At 47.2% G+C, this 20841-nt stretch carries 16 protein-coding genes; 15 read left to right on the top strand and 1 reads right to left on the bottom strand.

Features of this window, described 5'->3' with window-relative positions; genetic code table 11:
- Positions 1-38: 38 nt before the first annotated feature.
- On the bottom strand, positions 39-998 hold the full coding sequence (gene corA, locus SB847_RS19270; protein WP_003155549.1) for a magnesium/cobalt transporter CorA: 960 nt from the start codon (positions 996-998) through the stop codon (positions 39-41).
- Between the two features lie 106 nt (positions 999-1104).
- Here corA and SB847_RS19265 point away from each other — a divergent pair, with 106 nt between their 5' ends.
- From SB847_RS19265 to SB847_RS19195, 15 genes are all read left to right on the top strand, one after another.
- Entirely contained in the window at positions 1105-1968 is an 864-nt protein-coding gene (locus SB847_RS19265; RefSeq protein ID WP_410565080.1) for a DNA-3-methyladenine glycosylase family protein, read from the top strand.
- 128 nt (positions 1969-2096) lie between these two features.
- The gene (rlmD, locus tag SB847_RS19260; RefSeq protein WP_021493862.1) at positions 2097-3497 is read left to right on the top strand and encodes a 23S rRNA (uracil(1939)-C(5))-methyltransferase RlmD; all 1401 of its coding nucleotides are present in this window, start codon (positions 2097-2099) and stop codon (positions 3495-3497) included.
- 737 nt (positions 3498-4234) lie between these two features.
- The gene (locus SB847_RS19255) at positions 4235-4534 is read left to right on the top strand and encodes a YfzA family protein (protein ID WP_410565172.1); all 300 of its coding nucleotides are present in this window, start codon (positions 4235-4237) and stop codon (positions 4532-4534) included.
- Between the two features lie 940 nt (positions 4535-5474).
- Complete coding sequence (locus SB847_RS19250; protein ID WP_032872342.1) at positions 5475-6458, top strand: tRNA dihydrouridine synthase; 984 nt, start codon at positions 5475-5477, stop codon at positions 6456-6458.
- 145 nt (positions 6459-6603) lie between these two features.
- Positions 6604-7104, top strand: coding sequence for a DUF6884 domain-containing protein (locus SB847_RS19245; RefSeq protein ID WP_410565085.1), 501 nt, complete (start codon positions 6604-6606; stop codon positions 7102-7104).
- A 255-nt stretch (positions 7105-7359) separates the two neighbouring features.
- On the top strand, positions 7360-8361 hold the full coding sequence (acoA, locus tag SB847_RS19240; protein ID WP_003155540.1) for an acetoin:2,6-dichlorophenolindophenol oxidoreductase subunit alpha: 1002 nt from the start codon (positions 7360-7362) through the stop codon (positions 8359-8361).
- A 1-nt stretch (position 8362) separates the two neighbouring features.
- Positions 8363-9391, top strand: coding sequence for an acetoin:2,6-dichlorophenolindophenol oxidoreductase subunit beta (acoB, locus tag SB847_RS19235; protein ID WP_410565090.1), 1029 nt, complete (start codon positions 8363-8365; stop codon positions 9389-9391).
- A 14-nt stretch (positions 9392-9405) separates the two neighbouring features.
- Positions 9406-10605: a dihydrolipoamide acetyltransferase family protein gene (locus SB847_RS19230; protein ID WP_410565093.1), complete on the top strand. Its 1200-nt coding sequence runs from the start codon at positions 9406-9408 to the stop codon at positions 10603-10605.
- A gap of 14 nt (positions 10606-10619) precedes the next feature.
- Complete coding sequence (lpdA, locus tag SB847_RS19225; protein WP_410565096.1) at positions 10620-11999, top strand: dihydrolipoyl dehydrogenase; 1380 nt, start codon at positions 10620-10622, stop codon at positions 11997-11999.
- A 106-nt stretch (positions 12000-12105) separates the two neighbouring features.
- A complete protein-coding gene (locus tag SB847_RS19220; RefSeq protein ID WP_410578342.1) occupies positions 12106-13914 on the top strand; it encodes a sigma-54-dependent Fis family transcriptional regulator in 1809 nt (602 codons plus the stop codon).
- Positions 13915-13979: 65 nt separating this feature from the next.
- The gene (locus SB847_RS19215) at positions 13980-14162 is read left to right on the top strand and encodes an H-type small acid-soluble spore protein (RefSeq protein ID WP_003155535.1); all 183 of its coding nucleotides are present in this window, start codon (positions 13980-13982) and stop codon (positions 14160-14162) included.
- A 170-nt stretch (positions 14163-14332) separates the two neighbouring features.
- Positions 14333-15682, top strand: a complete 1350-nt coding sequence (gene glvA / locus SB847_RS19210) for a maltose-6'-phosphate glucosidase (RefSeq protein ID WP_375005083.1) — start codon at positions 14333-14335, stop codon at positions 15680-15682.
- 68 nt (positions 15683-15750) lie between these two features.
- Entirely contained in the window at positions 15751-16512 is a 762-nt protein-coding gene (locus SB847_RS19205) for a MurR/RpiR family transcriptional regulator (protein ID WP_406529583.1), read from the top strand.
- Between the two features lie 16 nt (positions 16513-16528).
- Positions 16529-18115, top strand: coding sequence for an alpha-glucoside-specific PTS transporter subunit IIBC (locus SB847_RS19200; protein ID WP_108654886.1), 1587 nt, complete (start codon positions 16529-16531; stop codon positions 18113-18115).
- A gap of 187 nt (positions 18116-18302) precedes the next feature.
- The gene (locus SB847_RS19195; protein ID WP_410578339.1) at positions 18303-20627 is read left to right on the top strand and encodes a peptidase G2 autoproteolytic cleavage domain-containing protein; all 2325 of its coding nucleotides are present in this window, start codon (positions 18303-18305) and stop codon (positions 20625-20627) included.
- Positions 20628-20841 lie beyond the last annotated feature (214 nt).

The following is a 20841-nucleotide window of genomic DNA, read 5'->3' as shown; positions in this document are numbered from 1 at the left end:
CATGTTTTCTCAAAAAAAAGAACAGCCGGCAGCCGTTCTTACTTGAAAATATTAAACCAGCCTTTGCGGGCGAACCAAAACAGCATGGCGGCCACAAGGACGGCCATTACGCCCAAAACGATAAAATACCCGTATTTCCAATGAAGCTCAGGCATGTTATCGAAATTCATGCCGTAAACCCCCGCGATGAACGTCAGCGGGATAAAAATGGTCGAGACGATGGTTAATGTCATCATAATGGCGTTCATCCGGTTTGAATTCAGCGTCACATAGCTGTCCCGCAAATCTGACGTCATATCACGGTTTGACTCGATCAGCTCAGCCAGTTTTAACAGGTGGTCATAAATATCGCTGAAATACGCTTTCGTTTCACGGCTTTCTTTCACATGGTCAAGGCTCAAAATGCGGTACATTAAATCGCGCATCGGAATGATCGTCCGCCTCAGGTTCAAAAGATCAGTCCGCAATTCAAACACTTCATTCATTAAAGTGCCGTAAGATTTATGGGTTCTGCTGTCTTCAATTTCATTCAGCCGGTCTTCAATTTTGTACAGCACGGGGAAATATTCATCGACAAGCTGATCCATGATCATATAAGTGATGTGCCCGGGCCCTTTTTTGGCTAATCCCGGAGAAGCGAAAAACCGTTCTCTCACCCTTGAGACGCCGGGCGATTCGTGCAAATGGAAGCTGACGATGAAACGGTCGGACTGAAAAATGTCCACCTCTTCCATTTCCAGTGTGTCCGGGTTCAAGGCGTGGAGCACATAAAAACGGTAGCCGTCATAATGGTCGATTTTCGGCCGCTGCATATGCTGAAAGCAATCCTCGATCGCAAGCGGATGAAAGTGAAAATAATCCCGCAGCAGCTCGGTTTCATGCATCTCAGCGCCGAAAAAATCAATCCAGTACCATGCGATGTCCGGTTGTTCTGTACGTGATAGGGGGATATTATCTAATATCTCATTATGTGTTGTGATTGCGGTTATATGTATCATAAACAACCCTCCGCCTGCCATTATATCATGCGGCGTTATGAAGAAAAGTATACGAATTGCCGCCCGGCCGCTTCATGATATACTTGGACAAAAAGGGGTGGAGCATATGTGGAAGGAAATGGTTTCGGTCGCACCGCCGTATCATTTTGATAAAGTCCTTGAAAGACTGTCGCTCGATCCGCTGAATGCGGTCGATCTTAAAGCAAGATCAATCAAAGTGCCGCTCAGAACACGGGACGGCAAACTGTCCGTCATCACGGTTCAAGCGGAAGGCACCGCCGCAGACCCGGTCTTCCTCGTCAGCGGAGAAACGGACCGCGAAGAGATGATTGAACGGATCAAACACATTTTTCAGTGGGAGCAGCCGCTTCAGCCTGTACTTGATCATTTCTCAAAAACAAATCTGTCGGCGCTTTTTGAGGAGCATGCGGGAACCCCGCTCGTCTTGGAATATGACGTCTACAACTGTCTCATGAAATGCATCATCCACCAGCAGCTCAACCTTTCCTTCGCTTTTACTTTAACGGAACGGTTCGTCCATGCCTTCGGTGAACAAAAAGACGGCGTCTGGTGCTATCCCGAGCCGAAAGCGATCGCGGCGCTTGATTATCAGGACTTGCGGGAGCTCCAGTTCAGCATGAGAAAAGCGGAATATGCGATTGACATTTCACGGATGATTGCAGACGGAGCGCTCAATCTGGCGGAACTTTCTCATTTATCGGATGAAGACATTATGAAAAAGCTGATCGCCATCAGAGGCATCGGCCCGTGGACCGTCCAAAACGTCCTCATGTTCGGCCTCGGCCGCCCGAATCTGTTTCCTTTGGCGGACATCGGCCTGCAAAACGCCGTCAAACGCCGCTTCGCCCTTGAGGATAAACCGTCAAAAGACGTGATGCTCCAGGTAAGCAGCGAATGGGCGCCGTATTTAAGCTATGCGTCCTTGTACTTGTGGAGAAGCATTGAATGAAAAAAGGAAACTTCCAGTGAAAAACATGAAGGAACCGCCGGCTGCATGTTATACTGAAAAGATGTGATATTTCAAATCAGCCGTTTTCCCATGAGAAAGGCTTTATATAGAAACGGAGAGAAAAAAACGTGAATCAACATCAAAAAAAGGCGCCTGCCGAATTGAAAATCGGACAGACATTTCCGCTGACCATCAAACGTCTCGGCATTAACGGAGAGGGCGTCGGCTATTTTAAGAAAAAAGTTGTCTTCGTACCCGGCGCTCTGCCAGGGGAAGAAGTCGTTGCCGAAGCGACAAATGTGCAGCCGAAATTTTCAGAAGCACGCGTCAAAAAAATCCGCAAGCCGTCTGAACACCGTGTCACGCCGCCATGTCCGGTCTACGACCAGTGCGGCGGCTGTCAGCTTCAGCATCTGGCATACACCCAGCAGCTTCGCGAAAAACGCGACATCGTCATTCAGTCTCTGGAACGTCATACGAGATTCAATGTCGAAGAAATGAACATTAAAGATACGATCGGAATGGACAACCCTTGGAATTACCGGAACAAAAGCCAGTTCCAAGTCGGACGCTCGCAAAGCGGCAGCATCATTGCCGGCTTATACGGACTTGATTCCCATAAAATCGTTCCGATTAAGGAATGCATTGTCCAGCATCCGGCGACAAACAAAACAACGGGTATCGTCCGCCGTATTTTGGAAAAACACAACGTATCCGTTTATAACGAACGGACCAAAAAAGGCGATGTCCGCACCATCGTGACGAGAGTCGGTTTTGAAACAGGCGAAGTGCAGGTCGTGCTTGTCACCGCGAAAGAGACACTGCCGAATAAAGACGAGATCGTCAAAGCCATTCAGAACCGTCTGCCGGAAGTGAAATCGATTATTCAAAACGTCAATGGCGCGCGCACATCCGTCATTTTCGGTGACAAAACAAAAGCGCTGGCCGGAAGCCATGCCATTCAAGAAGTGCTCGGTGACGTGTCATTTGAACTGAGCGCCCGCGCCTTCTTCCAGCTCAACCCTGAGCAGACGGTCAAGCTGTATGACGAAGTGAAACAAGCGGCTCAGCTGACAGGAAAAGAAAAAGTCGTAGACGCGTATTGCGGCGTCGGTACGATCGGCATGTGGGTTTCAAACGGCGCAAAAGAGATCCGCGGCATGGACGTCATTAAAGAATCAATTGACGATGCGAAGAAAAACGCCAAAAAACACGGCATCAAAAACGCGGCATATGTCACAGGAACAGCCGAACACTGGCTCCCGAAATGGACGAAAGAAGGCTTCCGCCCTGACGTGGTCATCGTCGACCCGCCGAGAACCGGCTGTGACAGAACATTTTTAGATACCATCAAAAAAGTAAAACCGAAGCGCTTCGTCTACGTATCCTGCAATCCTTCCACACTGGCGAAAGACTTGCAGACGCTGTCGAAGGACTATCGCGTCGAATATATTCAGCCTGTTGATATGTTTCCGCAGACGGCTCATGTGGAAGCTGTGGCGAAGCTTGTTTTGAAATCGTCTAACTAAAATAAACAATTCAGACCTGGATTTCGGTAAATAAACAATTCCGATTTCCGGGTCTTTTTCATGTTTTGCCCTTGTCCTATCTGTCTTTATTAACTGATAAAAAGAGTTGAAAAAACGTATGGAAAAGCAAGTGAAAAACAGCCAAGCAGGCTGCTTTCTATTAACACTTTCTTTTTTTCGTTTGGAAACGGCATTACAGACAAAATATGAAAAGGTTGTTGGGATCCGGTAGTAATAACAAGTCGTTAATACTTGTAATTTACGTTAATATTTTGTAAACTCCTTTCTTAAAGAATACTATTAGCAATAGTTGTAATAAATGATAAAAAGGAGGTGAAACCGAATGAGAGATATTGGAACCTCAACCACTGAACGAAGGTTCTGAAGTAGAAACTGTAAAAGGCAAGGTTGCTTACTTACACTAATCACAACGGCAGTTGGCACATCACTATCAGCAACAACTGTGGATAAAAGATCAAACACACTAAAAAAGCATGTTTCGTCGTTATACATGATATAAAAGCCTAAACAGGAAAAAAGGACCCCAATTATTTTCCTTATTCCCAAAAAAGGAATAAATCCGAGGCGGAAATGCAAGTGATAACAACTATTACAGTAATACCTGAGATGGTTATATCCTTAATAAGTAATTATCGCGACAATCATGCTTCATCATATAATGATGTTAGATTGTCACTTGGCTAAAAAGTATTGCAGAAAAGGAAATGGATAATGAAATGGATAAAATAAACAAAAAACGACCGTTATATAAAAAAAGTTGGTTTCAAACGTTGTTGGCATTTTTAGTTTCACAGCTTTATTTTAATTTTGCAGAATTAACGGGATGGGGTCCTAATTATAGAGAAATGAATGGATTCCCAGCAAACATAGCTGAACTGGATTTCTTTCAAACATATCTTTCATTCTATGATAATCCATGGTTTAATATTGTCACTGTTTTCTTGGGGGTTTTCACTGTTATACACATAATCACAGGTATAACAAAGGATATTCGAAATGAAAGCCATAACTTCTGATGCCTTATTTAATGATGAAAGAAACTTTCTTATTAATCTTATGAATGAAGACTGCGGCACTTAGTCAGCAGTCTATTTTATTGGTTTTGGATCAGGATTACCGAATCGTAACCTTATACAAACATATATAGGTGATTGTATAAAGATATTAACATAGGGGGTTTGAAAGCCAATCGACCCTTAGTACATATACTGTATAGAGCCAGAAGCCACTTGCTGCGTTGGTTATTTCTAAACCATGAGCAAACCCCAAAAGATCCAGATTGAAGTTCTTGAATTCTGTTAAGTTCGAGTTTATTTTTTCTTCCCATCCCATCCTCTTTACTCCATGGGATTCACAAGCGGCAAGTTAACTTTTTACATTCTCTTGAGTACCCAGATATACCACCCCCAACTCCATTTGCTTAATCAAATTATTTTTTCGTAAATGATATTGAGATACGGATATGGTGCAGCGTTAAATATTTTATCTTCGATAACAGGACAATTATTTTGCATTGGTAATAGGGAGAACTCATATGATATTCTATTTAGGTTGGAATTCTTTTTGTCCAAAAAGAGCAAAAGTAAGGCCGCTAAGAAAAATGAAGGTCAGCGCTAATATTAATAAACCACAATATAAATAAAAAAATAGGTGTAGATAATCATCACACTTTTTTCTCTCTCAAACCCTTTTAAAGGTTAAGGAGTTGACTGAGTTGATCAGAAATGAACGATATGGGGTTAACTATAGCGATAGTTTATTACGTTAACTCAATTAAGGTGTTCTGCTTCAGTTTGCTTTTCACTTTTTCACGTGTAAAAAGTGAAATGTTCAAAATTTACTATCGTTTGATAAGAAGTGCTGACACATGCTATAAGTGTAAAAGAAGCATGGTCAGTTTTTAATTTTGGGATAAAGGTTTGGCTGTATCCCATCATGAAAGGATTTGGATTTGTTATGACAGATAATTTCTGGCGTGAATTACCGCGGCCATTTTTTGTACTGGCACCAATGGAAGATGTGACGGATGTCGTTTTTCGCCATGTTGTGAGTGAAGCAGGCAGACCTGATGTGTTTTTCACAGAGTTTACAAACTCAGAAAGCTATTGTCACCCGGATGGGAAGGATAGTGTGCGGGGCCGTTTGACTTTCACGGAGGATGAACAGCCGATGGTTGCCCACATATGGGGAGATAAGCCTGAAAACTTTCGCCAAATGAGTATTGGGATGGCGGAATTAGGGTTTAAGGGCCTGGATATCAATATGGGCTGTCCTGTACCTAATGTGGCGGGGAATGGAAAGGGAAGCGGCCTGATTTGCCGTCCTGAAGTTGCAGCCGAATTAATACAGGCGGCGAAAGCAGGAGGTCTGCCGGTAAGTGTGAAGACCAGACTCGGCTACACGGATATAGACGAATGGCGCGGCTGGCTGACACACATACTGAAACAAGACATTGCGAATCTTTCCATTCATCTGCGTACAAGAGCGGAAATGAGTAAAGTAGATGCGCATTGGGAGCTCATCCCGGACATTAAGAAACTTCGTGACGAGATAGCGCCAGAGACCCTTTTGACGATCAATGGAGATATTCCTGACCGGGAAACCGGCTTGAAACTCGCTGAACAATACGGTGTTGACGGGATTATGATTGGACGGGGCATTTTTACTAATCCATTCGCCTTTGAAAAGGAGCCGAGAGAGCATAGCAGTAAGGAATTGCTTGATCTTTTGAGACTGCATCTGGATCTTCATGATGAATATTCAAAAGCAGAAGCTCGAGCATATAAACCGCTCCCTCGCTTTTTCAAGATATATCTCCGCGGATTCCGGGGAGCAAGTGAATTAAGAAATCAATGCATGAATACAAAGTCAACAGATGAAGTGCGTGCATTGCTCGATGACTTTGAGAGAAAGTATCTTGATGGGATGGAGCAAGAGTGACATAAACAACTCTTCATCCGGCCCGGAGTTCGGTTTGAATTCCGGGTCTTTTTGTGTGCAGCTTTTACCCAGACATATCCGTCATGCAGAAATAAACGAATAATGGTACATTGATAGGAGATACATCATAAAGGGGGAGAGAAAAATGAAACGACTGTGCATCATCCCCTGCGGCAAGAAAAAAATTTGGGATGTCCATTCAGATACAGGGCCGGTAAGGGCGGAAGACGCTTATCTCAGCCCGTTTCACCAGGCGTGCGAGCAATATGCGAAAGCATTTTTCGATGAGTGGGTGATTTTGTCGGCGAAGCACGGATTCCTTCGTCCGGATGATATGGTTCCCGGAAATTACGATGTCACTTTCGGAACCGGTCATCCGGAGATCATGGCAGCGGACGAGCTGCGCCGTCAATTTCATGAAAAAGGCTTTTCCGACATCGACGAGCTTGTCATGCTTGGCGGGAAAAAATACCGAAGCGTCCTAAACGCCGTCATCGGAGAGCATCAGCATATCACCTGGCCCTTGTCATCGTATAAAGGCATTGGCTACATGCTTCAAGCGCTGAATCGGGCTGTTGAAGAAAAGCATGAACTTGCAGCACGCGGATATGAAAAAAAGAGTGTAACCACTCAAACGCCGCGATAGACTGTATGCAGAAGAATGAAGCAGTTAAAAGATTTCCGAGGAAATAAATACGTCGATCATTGTCAAAGACAGGGTGATGCCCGGTCTTTTTGTATGCCTTAAAACGAGACAAAAGGAACAGATCGAGACAAAATGAGACACCTGTCTCAAACTGTCTCCATTGTAAAAATAAAAACATTCATTTTACGGGCTTCAAAGGCTGGCATGCTTCTTGCATTTATAAGTGTGAACCCTAAATAGAAGGAGGCGCACAAAATGGAATTGTTAAAACGAGAAGGCTTGTCATTAACTGAGGAGAAAGCGCTGTGGATGTACCAAAAGATGCTGGAAATCAGGGGCTTTGAAGACAAAGTGCATGAACTGTTCGCGCAAGGAGTGCTTCCCGGATTCGTCCATTTGTATGCCGGTGAAGAAGCGGTAGCTGCAGGCGTGTGCGCTCATTTAGATGATGGCGACAGCATTACAAGCACGCACAGGGGACATGGCCATTGTATTGCCAAAGGCTGTGATCTGGACGGCATGATGGCGGAAATATTCGGAAAAGCGACCGGACTGTGTAAAGGCAAAGGCGGTTCTATGCACATTGCGGATCTTGATAAAGGCATGTTAGGCGCAAATGGAATCGTCGGGGGCGGATTCACGCTCGCGTGCGGATCAGCGCTCACGGCTAAATATAAACAAACTAAAAATGTAAGCGTTTGCTTCTTTGGGGACGGAGCCAATAACCAAGGGACCTTCCATGAAGGGCTGAACTTAGCGGCAGTATGGAACCTTCCTGTCGTGTTCATCGCCGAAAACAACGGCTACGGCGAAGCGACGACATTTGAGTACGCGTCAGCCTGTGATTCAATCGCCGATCGGGCGGCTGCCTACAACATGCCGGGGGTCACGGTGGACGGAAAAGATATTTTAGCAGTTTATCAGGCAGCCGGGGAAGCGATAGAAAGAGCAAGAAACGGCGGAGGCCCGTCTTTGATTGAATGTATGACTTACAGAAACTACGGCCATTTCGAAGGGGATGCCCAAACTTATAAAACAAAGGATGAAAAGACTGAGCATCTTGAAGAAAAGGATGCCATTCAAGGCTTTAAAAACTATCTTCTAAAAGAAACAGATGCAAATAAACTGTCAGACATCGAACAGCGTGTCAGCGAATCGATTGAAAAAGCCGTCTCGTTCAGCGAGAAGAGTCCATATCCGAAAGAGTCAGAGCTGTTGACAGACGTCTACGTGTCATATGAAAAAGGGGGAATGTGAGATGGCGAGAGTCATAAGCATGTCGGACGCGATCAATGAAGCAATGAAGCTTGCGATGAGAAAAGACGACAATGTGCTTGTAATCGGTGAAGATGTCGCCGGGGGAGCGGCGGTCGATCATTTGCAGGATGATGAAGCATGGGGCGGTGTACTCGGGGTCACAAAGGGGCTCGTACAGGAATTCGGGCGCAACCGAGTGCTGGACACACCGATTTCTGAGGCGGGCTACATGGGTGCGGCCATGGCTGCGGCATCCACGGGGCTGAGACCGATTGCGGAACTGATGTTTAACGATTTTATCGGAACGTGCTTTGACCAAGTGATCAACCAAGGGGCGAAATTCCGCTATATGTTCGGCGGTAAAGCGCAAGTGCCGATCACCGTCCGCACCACATACGGAGCCGGGTTCCGGGCAGCCGCTCAGCATTCGCAGGCGCTGTATGGCCTGTTCACCAGCATCCCGGGTCTGAAGACGGTTGTGCCGTCCAATCCATATGACGCCAAAGGTTTGCTGCTTTCGGCAATAGAAGACAATGATCCGGTATTCTTTTTTGAAGACAAAACGTCCTACAACATGAAGGGTGAGGTGCCGGAAGATTATTATACAATTCCGCTCGGAAAAGCGGATATCAAACGCGAAGGCAGCGACATCACGCTGTTTGCGGTCGGCAAGCAGGTTAATACCGCGCTTGAAGCGGCTGCACAGCTTTCTGAGAAAGGCATCGACGCCGAGGTGCTTGATCCCCGGAGTCTGTCTCCTTTAGATGAGGAAGCGATTTTCACATCGTTAGAAAAAACAAACCGGCTGGTCATCATTGACGAAGCCAATCCGCGCTGCAGCATCGCCACGGATATTGCTGCGATTGTCGCCGATAAGGGCTTTGATTTGCTTGATGCGCCGATTAAGCGGATTACAGCGCCGCATACACCGGTGCCGTTTTCGCCGGTGCTTGAAGATCAATATTTGCCGACACCAGACCAAATTGTCAGCGTCACGCTTGAATTGCTTGGCGAGCCGGCAATGAATTAAAGGAGGGATATAGAATGGCTGTAAAAGTAGTAATGCCGAAGCTGGGAATGGCGATGAAGCAAGGTGAAGTATCCGTCTGGAATAAAAAAGTCGGCGACCCGGTTGAAAAGGGAGAAAGCATCGCCAGCATCAACTCGGAAAAAATAGAAATGGAAATAGAAGCGCCTGAAAGCGGCACGCTTCTTCATATTAAAGTCAAAGAGGGAGAAGGAGTCCCGCCGGGAACGGCCATCTGTTATATCGGGGAAAACGGCGAAGAAGTGCGGGAGAAGGAGGCGCCGGCTCCTGAAAATGCAGGGAAACCGCAATCTGAACCTGAATCTGAACATATTCCTGCTCCTAAAGCCGTGCAAAAGCGTAAACACCGCGTGAAAATATCTCCCGTTGCCCGAAAAATGGCGGAGAAAGCCGGGTTGAAAGTTGATACGCTGAACGGGACGGGGCCCGGAGGCAGAATCGTAAAAGCTGACGTCATCAAGGCCATGAAGACGGAATCTGAACCGCAGTCTTCGGTTCAGACGACACAGCCGGAGGGAAAACCGGCTTCAGCGATGAGAAAAGTGATTGCAGACCGAATGCACAAAAGCCTGCAAAACAGCGCCCAGCTGACGCTGACGATGAAAGCGGACATTACGGAGCTTGTAAAATGGCAGCAGCAGCTCGCCGACAGCGCGAAAAAGCGGAGCGGTGTTAAACTGACGGTCACACATTTCGTATCCCGGGCCGCGGTGCTTGCGCTGAAACAGCATCCTGAGCTGAACAGCTCTTATCAAGAGGAGCGGATCATCACCTATCCATATGTCCACCTCGGGATGGCGGTTTCTCTTGAAAACGGTCTCGTCGTGCCGGTGATCCGGGATGCGGAAAAGCTTTCATTCCTTGAGCTTGCGGATCACATCAGCACATCGGCACGCCGGGCGCGGGAAGGCAATGCTTCCGGAGATGATCTGCACGGATCGACATTTTCTATTACAAATCTTGGAGGTTACGGAATTGAGCATTTCACCCCGATTCTTAATCCGCCTGAAGCCGGTATTCTCGGAGTAGGCGCAAGCTATGAAACGCCTGCGTTTAAAGGAGATGAGCTTGTCAAAAGCACCATGCTGCCGCTGAGCCTTACCTTTGATCACAGAGTATGTGACGGCGCACCGGCTGCGGACTTCCTGAAAACGGTCAAAGCGCTGCTTGAAGAGCCGGCCGGATTGATTTTATAGAGAGGGTGAAGAGATTGACACTAGCCATTATCGGCGGCGGGCCTGCCGGATATGCAGCTGCCGTGACTGCCGCGCGGAGGGGAGAAGAAGTCGTTCTGATCGACAAAGGGCCGCTCGGGGGCACTTGTCTCAATGAGGGATGCATCCCGACAAAGTCGCTTTTGGAAAGCGCGAATGTGCTCGATAAAATCAGGCATGCAAATACATTCGGCATCGAACTGCCGCAAAACATTACACTCAATTGGGCCCGCATGCAGGGGCGCAAACGGCAAATCGTCAGCCAGCTCGTGCAGGGAATTCAATACTTAATGAAAGCAAATCAGATTAAAGTCATCAGCGGGACAGCTTCATTTCTCACAGAGCAGACATTGCTTGTTGAAGGAGAAGGAGGCGCAAAAGACATTCTGGAAGCGGATCGGATATTGATTGCATCCGGATCTGAACCGGCGGAGCTGCCGTTTGCCCCATTTGACGGCGATTGGGTGATCGACAGCAAAGACGCGCTTTCTTTACAGAAAATCCCTTCTTCCCTGCTTATTGTCGGGGGAGGTGTGATCGGCTGTGAATTTGCCTCTTTATTCAGCCGGTTTAAAACGAAAGTGACGGTGATTGAATCGGCTGACCGGCTGCTCCCGGCAGAAGACGGGGAAATCGCCGCCGTTTTTGAAGACTCTTTAAGAGACAGCGGGGCTGATATTCAGACAAAAGCCGCCCTTCAGCGGATTGACAAAGAAAGGAAAACCGCCGTGTGGACAAAAGACGGCAAAGAAATTGAGGCTCAGGCTGATCACGTTTTGGTTGCAATCGGGAGAAAACCGCGTTTGCAAAAGCTGAATCTGGATCAGGCCGGCATCCGGTATTCTCCGCGCGGCATTGAAGTCAATGACCATATGCAGACCAATGTGCCTCATATATACGCATGCGGCGATGCGGCCGGAGGAATGCAGCTCGCGCATGCCGCCATTCATGAAGGTATCACAGCCGCCGCGCATGCCTCGGGAAAGGACAGCAAAGTCAATATGCGGGCGGTGCCCCGCTGTATTTATACATCACCGGAAATGGCCGCTGTCGGGCTGACGGAAACACAGGCGAGAGAGACATACGGAGATGTGAAAATTGGAGAATGCTCATTTTCTGCTAACGGAAAAGCGTTAATTAAACATCAGCATGGCGGCAAAATGAAAATCATTGCCGAACCGGAATTCGGAGAAATCGTCGGCGTGTCAATGATCGGGCCGGACGTGACGGAATTGATCGGTCAGGCGGTCATGATGATGAACGGTGAAATGACGGCGGATATGTCGGAGCACTTTATCGCGGCGCATCCGACTCTGTCAGAAACGCTTCAGGAAGCCCTGCTGAATGTCACCGGACTTGCGGTGCATTCCGTATAACCGGAATACCCTTTCTCAGATGAGAAGGGGTATTTTTCGTTGAAAGCGCTTTATTTTTCCCCTACAATATATGAAAAGATGGTCTGAACAGGGGGGAGCGAATACAATGAATGTCATTCGGAATGATTTTAAAACCTGGAAGCGCTTTGTGAAAGAAGGTGTGCTTGATGAATCCCGTATTCAGAAGCGGGTGGCCGCCTCATGGCACCGCTGCAAAAAAGCCGACGTCAACCCTTATCTCGAAAAGGGGCCGAATGTAATGCCGGCAGATCATTTAGAAAGGCAGGCCGAGAAGCATTCATTATTTTTAGCAGCCTCAATGCCTCATGCAGAAAGAATGAAAACGGCAATGCGGGAAATGGAAATGATGGTTCTCCTGATTGATTCAGACGGCGTTGTCCATTCAGTTGACGGTCACCCGCGCACCATTCATGAAGCGAACCGCATCAATTTCTTAAAAGGCGCCCGCTGGACGGAAACGGCCGTCGGCACGAATGCGATCGGGACGGCTCTTTATACAAATGAGCCGGTCATGATACACGGCTCTGAACATTATTCGCTCGCTTCTCATCAATGGAGCTGTTCCGCCGCGCCGATCCGTTATGAAGACGGGCGGCTGGCGGGTGTCATTGATATTTCCTGCCCCGCCGCCCGCGCTCAGCCTTTTATGCTCGGAATTGCCTCCTCCATCGCTTATACGGCGGAACGGGAGCTTGCCCTAAAGATCAAAATGACAGAACTTGACATGATCAGCAAATTCACCGGGCTGACCCGGTCACACGATCCAATCGTGCTTTGCAATGAAATGAGCCGGGTTATCGCCGGAAGCCGTCCCGTTCAGCATTTTACCGGACATATGCTGCGCGAGCTTGAGGAACAGGGCTATCACATCAAGCAGGCGAAGCGGGAGGAGAACGGTTACACATGCGTTTATTTATCCAAACGAGAAGAAAAGCCGTCTTTTATATTCCATGGTGCGGCAGGCAAAAGCCCGTCATCCCGCCATATGCTTCAGCAGCTGGAGCTTGTCGCCCGAACGGACGCAACCGTTTGTCTTACGGGAGAAACCGGGACGGGAAAGGAGGTTGCCGCCCGGGCGATTCATAACAACAGCTCCAGGAAAAACGGCCCGTTTATCGCCGTCAATTGCGGAGCGGTCCCCGAAAAGCTGATTGAAAGCGAACTGTTCGGCTACTCGGAAGGCGCCTTCACCGGGGCCAAACGGAAAGGACATAACGGCGCTTTGCAAAAAGCCGATAAAGGCACGCTTTTCCTCGATGAAATCGGAGAAATATCACACTCCATGCAGGTCGCTCTGTTACGGGTGCTGCAGGAACGGAAAGTCACCCCGGTCGGCGGGACAAAAGAGATTCCCGTTGACATCAGGATCATCACTGCCACCCACACTGATCTGAGACAGCTTGTCGAATGCAAAAAGCTGAGAGAAGATTTATTTTACCGGCTTCACGTCTGTCCGATCCATCTCCCTCCATTAAGAGAACGCACCGAAGACATTCCAGGACTCTTCCTTGAATTTCAGCGAAATCGCGGCTGGCGCGGGGAGCTTCCTGATGACTTTTTAGACCTATTAAAGAGCCGGAAATGGCCGGGGAACATCAGGGAATTGTTTAATGTATTTGAACGTCTTTCCGTCATGTTCCCGGACGGGCGGCTGTCAGGGCGCCCCATCGCAGCCCTGCTTGAAGCGTCAGGTCTTAAAGAGGCGGCCGAGTCTTATGAACAGGAAGAAGCGTCCCCTGTCTCCATCCGGGAGCACATTCAGAAAAACATCATCGTAAACGCGCTTGAATCGGCGAAGGGGAATGTCACGCTGGCCGCCAAAATGGCCGGAATCCCGCGGAGCACGTTTTACAAACGTCTCAAAAAATTCAAACTCACCGCCGGACAATTGTAAGAAACAAGCATACTTCTCTTGGCTGCCGGACACGTTATGTGTGAGGCCTAAAGGAGGTTTGAGACGTGAATACACAGCGTGCGAAAGACATTTCGGAATCCGCCGCCATGGCGTATGTGACGTATGAAGGAGTTCCGATTTATATTCAGCATGTCAACGAAGACAAGGAAACAGCCAGAATTTTTCCGATCGGAAATCCTCAATTTGAGCAGGAAGTGCTGCTTTCTGATTTACAAGAGCATTTTTGAGAATGGGTCTGCTGATGACAGCAGGCCTCTTTCTTACCTGTGGGAACTTTCCCGCTTTTTGAGAAAAATAACTAAAAATGATTAAATGATCTAACTCCTCCAAACCCGGTACAGATCGGACCTTCTCATGATATAAATAAAATGTAAACGTTATCAGAGGAGGGCTTCACATGACAGACAAATCATTCTCAATCGTTATTGCAGGCGGCGGCAGCACATTTACCCCCGGAATTGTATTAATGCTTTTGAATCACCTGGAAGAGTTTCCGATCAGAAAGCTGAAACTTTATGACAATGATAAAGAAAGGCAGGAGCGGATTGCGGGTGCGTGTGAGGTATTCATAAAAGAAAAAGCGCCGGACATTGAATTTTTGGCGACTGATGACCCAGAGACGGCTTTTACGGATGTTGACTTCGTCATGGCGCATATCCGCGTCGGAAAATATGCGATGCGCGCGCTTGATGAACAAATCCCGCTGAAGTACGGCGTGGTCGGCCAGGAAACATGCGGGCCGGGCGGAATCGCATATGGCATGCGCTCTATCGGCGGTGTTCTGGAGATTCTTGATTATATGGAAACGTACTCGCCTGACGCATGGATGCTGAATTACTCCAATCCGGCGGCGATTGTGGCTGAAGCTACACGACGCCTAAGACCGAATTCAAAAATATTGAACATCTGCGACATGCCGGTCGGAATTGAGGATCGCATGGCGAACATCCTCGGATTATCTTCACGAAAAGAAATGAACGTCCGTTACTACGGCTTAAACCACTTTGGCTGGTGGACGTCCATCACAGACCGGCATGGCAATGATTTAATGCCGAAGCTGAAAGAGCATGTCCGTGAATACGGCTACGTTCCGAAGACGGAGGCCGAACAGACTGAAGCAAGCTGGAATGACACATTCAAAAAAGCGCGCGACGTACAGGCGGCTGATCCGGATACGCTCCCGAACACATATCTGCAATATTACTTATTCCCGGATGATATGGTGAAAAAATCAAACCCGAACCATACGAGAGCCAATGAAGTTATGGAAGGGCGCGAAGCTTTCATTTTCAGCCAATGCGATATGATTACGCGCGAACAATCATCGGAGAACAGTGAAATTAAAATTGATGATCATGCTTCCTATATCGTCGACCTTGCCAGGGCCATCGCCTACAACACAGGGGAGAGAATGCTGTTAATCGTTGAAAATAACGGCGCGATCGCAAACTTTGATCCATCAGCCATGGTTGAGATTCCTTGTCTCGTAGGCTCAAACGGACCGGAACCCCTCTCGGTCGGGAATATACCGCAATTTCAAAAAGGCCTGATGGAACAGCAGGTGTCTGTCGAAAAACTGACGGCTGAAGCGTGGGAAGAGCGGTCATTTCAAAAGCTATGGCAGGCGCTGATCCTGTCAAAAACAGTGCCGAATGCCCGTGTGGCAAGACTGATTCTTGAAGATCTGATGGAGGCTAATAAGGACTACTGGCCTGAGCTTGATATGAGTCCGTCTCCTATTTCCTGATGACAATCTTCCCCGTTTTCTTTATCTGTTATTCTATATAATAGAAAGAAAACGGGGGGATTTTTGGGATGAGTCTTGAAGAACTGGTTAATCAGCATTACACGAAATTAAATGACAACGATTTTTATATTTTAAAATATATATTGAATCATAAACATACGTGCTACCATCTCGGTATCAATGATATGGCGAAAGCCTGCAATGTCTCTCGGTCTTCCATCCTGCGGCTCGCCCAAAAGCTGGGCTTCAGCGGCTACAGTGAATTCCGGGTTTTTCTGAAATGGGAGGATCAGCCTGAAGAGGGCGAGAATATGACGTTTGAAAAGCTGCTGGATGATATTGAAGCCAATGTAAAATATGTGAAGTCAAAAGATATGACGGAGATGTGCCGGCTGATAGATGAAGCAAAACGGATTTTCGTTTACGGATCGGGCACGGCTCAGAGGGTGTGCGCCCGTGAGCTTCAGCGGATGTTTGTATCCCGGCGGAAGTATCTGATTTTAATTCAGGACATCACAGAGTTTGATATCATGTGTGATGATTTTAAGGTTGATGACGTATTCATCATTATTTCTTTATCAGGCGAAACACCCGAATTAATTCCGCAGGTAAGGACCCTGTCCGCAAAGGGAGTTCCGTTTATTTCAATCACCAATCTGAAAAACAACGTACTGGCGCAAACGACGCCGTATAATCTTTATGCGACCAGCAAGCCGGTGACGTTAAGCGATAAAACGGAAATCGTCGCATTTGCCCCGTTTTTTCTGGTGGGCGAAGCGTTATTCCGTGCATATGTTGATTATAAAGAGCTCGAAAATTTTGATAAATAGCGGGAGGTCACGTGAAATGATGCAAAAAGTCCAGCGCTTCGGCAGCGCGATGTTTGTGCCTGTTTTGTTATTTGCATTTTCCGGTATTATTGTCGGTCTGAGTACGCTGTTTAAAAATAAAACGCTGATGGGGCCGCTGGCTGATCCTGACGGGCTTTGGTATCAATGCTGGTACGTCATTGAACAGGGCGGCTGGACCGTCTTTAATCAAATGCCGCTCCTGTTTGCGATCGGCATACCTGTCGCCTTAGCGAAAAAAGCGCAGGCGCGGGCTTGTTTGGAAGCGCTTACAGTTTATCTGACATTCAATTACTTTATCAATGCGATTCTGACGGTTTGGGGCGGGGCTTTTCACGTCGATATGAATCAGGAAGCCGGCGGAACGAGCGGGCTGACGATGATCGCCGGGATCAAAACGCTTGATACGAATATTATCGGCGCCATCTTTATTTCATCTATTGTCGTGTATTTGCACAATCGTTATTTTGATAAAAAACTGCCGGATTTCCTGGGGATTTTTCAAGGATCTTCATACATCGTTATCATTTCTTTCTTCATTATGATACCGATTTCACTTGCGGTGGCATACGTATGGCCGATGGTTCAGTCCGGAATCGGCTCGCTGCAAAGTTTTCTCGTTTCTTCCGGGGCGATCGGCGTGTGGATTTACACGTTCCTGGAGCGGATTTTAATTCCGACCGGCCTGCATCATTTTATTTACTCGCCGTTTGTTTACGGTCCGGCTGTGGCTGAAGGCGGTATCGTCACCTATTGGGCCCAGCATCTCGGGGAATACTCTCAAAGCGTCAAACCGCTGAAAGAATTGTTCCCGCAGGGGGGCTTCGCGCTTCACGGAAACTCGAAAATCTTCGGCATTCCGGGAATCGCGCTCGCTTTTTACGCCACGGCTTCAAAGGAAAAGAAAAAAATCGTCGCCGGCCTATTGATTCCGGTCACCTTGACGTCCATTGTCGCAGGAATTACAGAGCCGATTGAATTTACATTCCTTTTTATCTCGCCGTTTTTATTTGCGGTTCATGCTTTACTTGCCGCTTCCATGGCAACCGTCATGTATATGGCCGGCGTCGTCGGAAATATGGGAGGCGGTTTGATCGAAGCTGCGACCTTGAACTGGATCCCGCTGGCGTCAAGCCATGGCTTGACGTATGTATACCAGATCATCATCGGGTTGTGTTTTACCGCTGTTTACTTTTTCGTCTTCCGTTTCCTCATTCTCAAATTCAACATCGCCACACCGGGCAGAGAAAAAGAGGAAGGACAGGAAACAAAGCTCTATTCGAAAAAGGAGTACAGAGAACGGAAGCAGGCTTCAAAAGAAACAGCGGCGGCAGACGAAACACAGCGGGATACAGCCGCTTTGTATATTGAAGCGCTGGGCGGAAAGGACAATATTACGGAGGTCACCAACTGCGCCACCCGTCTCCGCGTCACTGTCGCTGATGAATCAAAGGTCAAAAGTGACGCCGATTTCAGAGAGCTGGGAGCCCACGGGGTCGTCAGAAAAGGCAGGGCGCTTCAGGTCATTGTCGGATTAGGCGTTCCGCAAATGCGGGAGCGTGTCGAGAAAATATTGAATGGCTAAAATACTGCAGCAGCAGACAATGTGCAGAGCGCTTGTTAATCCGGCGCTCTTTTTATGTTTTGAAAAAATGTATGAATTTGTCATACCTTTGCCACCTGTACATGCAGGAGTGAAAATGAGAGGGTGCAAAAAACGAAATGACTTCTGCGGTATTTAAAATAGCAATTCAAAAATAGGAGGTAAGGCAATGACAAACTATACGACTTTCTTAGGACTTTACAAACCCGATAAGACGGAGGGGATTGAGGTTGAAAGCATTGCTCAAAATTTTGAAGCGATTGACAGCAAAATCGGTGCTGCGCTTAGCAATGGCACGTCAACTTATGAAAATTTAAACGAAAGACTTAACATGTATGAAAACAGATTTGAACATGTGACAGAGCGGAACGTTATGGATTTTGGAGCTAAAGGTGACGGCGTAACGGATGATACGCAGGCATTTCATGATGCCATGGCCGACGGAGGTTATGTCGTAACAGTTCCCGCGGGTGTATTCAGAACATCGGGATTGTTTGTTCCTTCAAATACAATGCTTGTCGGAGCAGGCAAGAAAAGAACGGTCATTAAATTATTAGACGAAACACCGGTCGGCCATTCTGTTCTGACCAACAGTGATTATACGAACGGTAATGAAAATATTTATGTCGGCCATCTCACTTTGGATTGGAACAAGGATACGCGTCCTGCCGGCTGGAAGATTCCGAAAGGCCCCACTTCAAGCTGTTTGCTTTTTGCGAATGTTGACTATTCTTTTGTTGAGCATGTGTTTGCGAAGAACGCCGGCCTGCACGGCTTTGATTCCACGAGCCCGAACTATAACAGACATGGAGAAAAAGATGATCCAACTTATTATCAGCCCAACGGCTGTAACTTTGTAACGTTTTCACATTGTGAAGCAACAGGGTCCGGGGATGATAACTTTACTTGTCATTTTGGATTCCACACTACTTTCAGCCACTGTGTTTCCTATCACCCGATGGGAAATGGGAATGGCACGTCAAATTCAAATTGCTTTGAGATCGATGACGGTTCTCAAGATGTATTTGTAGATAGCTGTGTTGCAATTGGCGGTGCACGCGGTTTTGAAATTAAGGCGCATGACTATGCACCGGCGGCTAAACGAGTTCAACTGGCTAATTGCCGTGCTTACGAAAATGCGATCGGTTTTTGCATTAGACATATTGGCCATCATTTATCGGCTGAGCCGACATCAAAAACTGCCCATGATGTCCAATTAGTAAATTGTCAGGCAACAAATCCTAAACAAAATTCTATATATAAAGGCGTCGGAGCGAGTGCGTTGGTTGTTTCGGGCTATGATTCAGTTAATATAGTGAATTTCCAAGCTATCTGTGAAGATCGTTCATACGATTACAGCAATGACACGATCATTATGATTTATTACAAAGGGCGGTATGTCAATCTGAAGAATATTACGATCCGCGGGTTCCGCTCCGCTGCTCATGATCTGTATGTTCTTGGCGGAGAAAATGCGGTAGGTAAGTGCATGATTGACGGCGTTTTTCTAGTTGACGGCGGCACGACGGGGCTTGCTTTTGGCGGAGGCGTTGATAATTGTACAGTGAGCAATGTATACGGGCATAGATTGGGAGCTGGCAGCGGAACGGTCGGACTTTATTCTTCGGGTCCGGATCTGAATATATCAAATATTGATTTTCAAGGATATGAAACAACATTTCATGTAGGCGGTAAAAAAACACCGTATGAGTTGTTTAAACATAAAGGATCTTCTGTTATGGCATCTAAAGATTCCCATGTTACAGGAACTAATGGCTTTGTCTTCGGTTCTGTCCGGGGACAGGCTGCAGGAGGTTCTCAATCTGGAGTAATCGGTTCATATAATACGATTAACCCAAATGCGAACTCAACTGTATGGGGCTGGGGTTCCGGCAGCACTCCGTCATCAGCCAACAGAAAGATTGAGCTTCACGCAAAAGAAGGAACAATTAAGGCTACGGGAGGCGTAACAGGTTCCTCGACATTCTCTGACTACGCCGAGTATTTTGAGAGCCTGAGCGGGGAAAAGATTCCGACGGGAACACTTGTCACACTTGAAGGTGATAAGATCAGGCAGGCTGAAAAAGGTGACCTCATGCTTGGGGTCATTTCCGAGACCGCCGGAGTGATTCTTGGCGAGTCGAGTTTTCACTGGTCGGGACGATACGTAAAGAATGAATTTGGCGGCTATGTTTATGAAGAACAGAAAGATGCGAACGGCCATACGGTCATGGCGCCAAAGGAAAATCCGGACTTTCGGCCTGAAGAAGACTACGCTTCAAGAGAGGAGAGAGACGAGTGGAACATTGTCGGACTCATCGGCCAGGTATATGTCAGATGCGATGAGACTGTGAAACCGGGAGATTTTATTCACGCTCATAACGGGATTGCAACAAAATCTGATGCTTCAAACCAGCGCTGGCAGGTCATGAAAGTGATCAATGAGTTTGATGCTGGTAAAGGATTCGGGGTCGCTCTCGTTTTCATTCGTTAAATGAAATGACAAAGCATAAATGACCATCCTGAATAGCGGACGCCTTTTTAAAGGCTCCGCTAATTCATTTTAAAATCAAGGCTCCGGTTCAGGAGCTGGTAATAAGAAAAGATAAGACAGCCTCCATATATCTGCACCCCTCATTCCCTCAATTTTTATCCTCAATGATTTCCGTTTTTTTACACAAAGTACATAATAAAAGTACGGGTTCAAG

This window comes from Bacillus sp. SIMBA_026 (genome assembly GCF_046535335.1).
Taxonomy (GTDB): Bacteria; Bacillota; Bacilli; order Bacillales; family Bacillaceae; genus Bacillus; species Bacillus velezensis.
Note: the sequence above shows the minus strand (reverse complement) of the source record. Positions and strands in the feature narration are given on the sequence as shown.

Excerpts from the sequence above, each read along its gene's own strand:
- corA (WP_003155549.1), bottom strand. The coding sequence starts at position 998 with ATGATACATATAACCGCAATCACAACACATAATGAGATATTAGATAAT.
- SB847_RS19265 (WP_410565080.1), top strand. The coding sequence starts at position 1,105 with ATGTGGAAGGAAATGGTTTCGGTCGCACCGCCGTATCATTTTGATAAA.
- SB847_RS19255 (WP_410565172.1), top strand. The coding sequence starts at position 4,235 with ATGGATAAAATAAACAAAAAACGACCGTTATATAAAAAAAGTTGGTTT.
- SB847_RS19250 (WP_032872342.1), top strand. The coding sequence starts at position 5,475 with ATGACAGATAATTTCTGGCGTGAATTACCGCGGCCATTTTTTGTACTG.
- SB847_RS19245 (WP_410565085.1), top strand. The coding sequence starts at position 6,604 with ATGAAACGACTGTGCATCATCCCCTGCGGCAAGAAAAAAATTTGGGAT.
- acoA (WP_003155540.1), top strand. The coding sequence starts at position 7,360 with ATGGAATTGTTAAAACGAGAAGGCTTGTCATTAACTGAGGAGAAAGCG.
- acoB (WP_410565090.1), top strand. The coding sequence starts at position 8,363 with ATGGCGAGAGTCATAAGCATGTCGGACGCGATCAATGAAGCAATGAAG.
- SB847_RS19230 (WP_410565093.1), top strand. The coding sequence starts at position 9,406 with ATGGCTGTAAAAGTAGTAATGCCGAAGCTGGGAATGGCGATGAAGCAA.
- SB847_RS19220 (WP_410578342.1), top strand. The coding sequence starts at position 12,106 with ATGAATGTCATTCGGAATGATTTTAAAACCTGGAAGCGCTTTGTGAAA.
- glvA (WP_375005083.1), top strand. The coding sequence starts at position 14,333 with ATGACAGACAAATCATTCTCAATCGTTATTGCAGGCGGCGGCAGCACA.
- SB847_RS19205 (WP_406529583.1), top strand. The coding sequence starts at position 15,751 with ATGAGTCTTGAAGAACTGGTTAATCAGCATTACACGAAATTAAATGAC.
- SB847_RS19200 (WP_108654886.1), top strand. The coding sequence starts at position 16,529 with ATGATGCAAAAAGTCCAGCGCTTCGGCAGCGCGATGTTTGTGCCTGTT.
- SB847_RS19195 (WP_410578339.1), top strand. The coding sequence starts at position 18,303 with ATGACAAACTATACGACTTTCTTAGGACTTTACAAACCCGATAAGACG.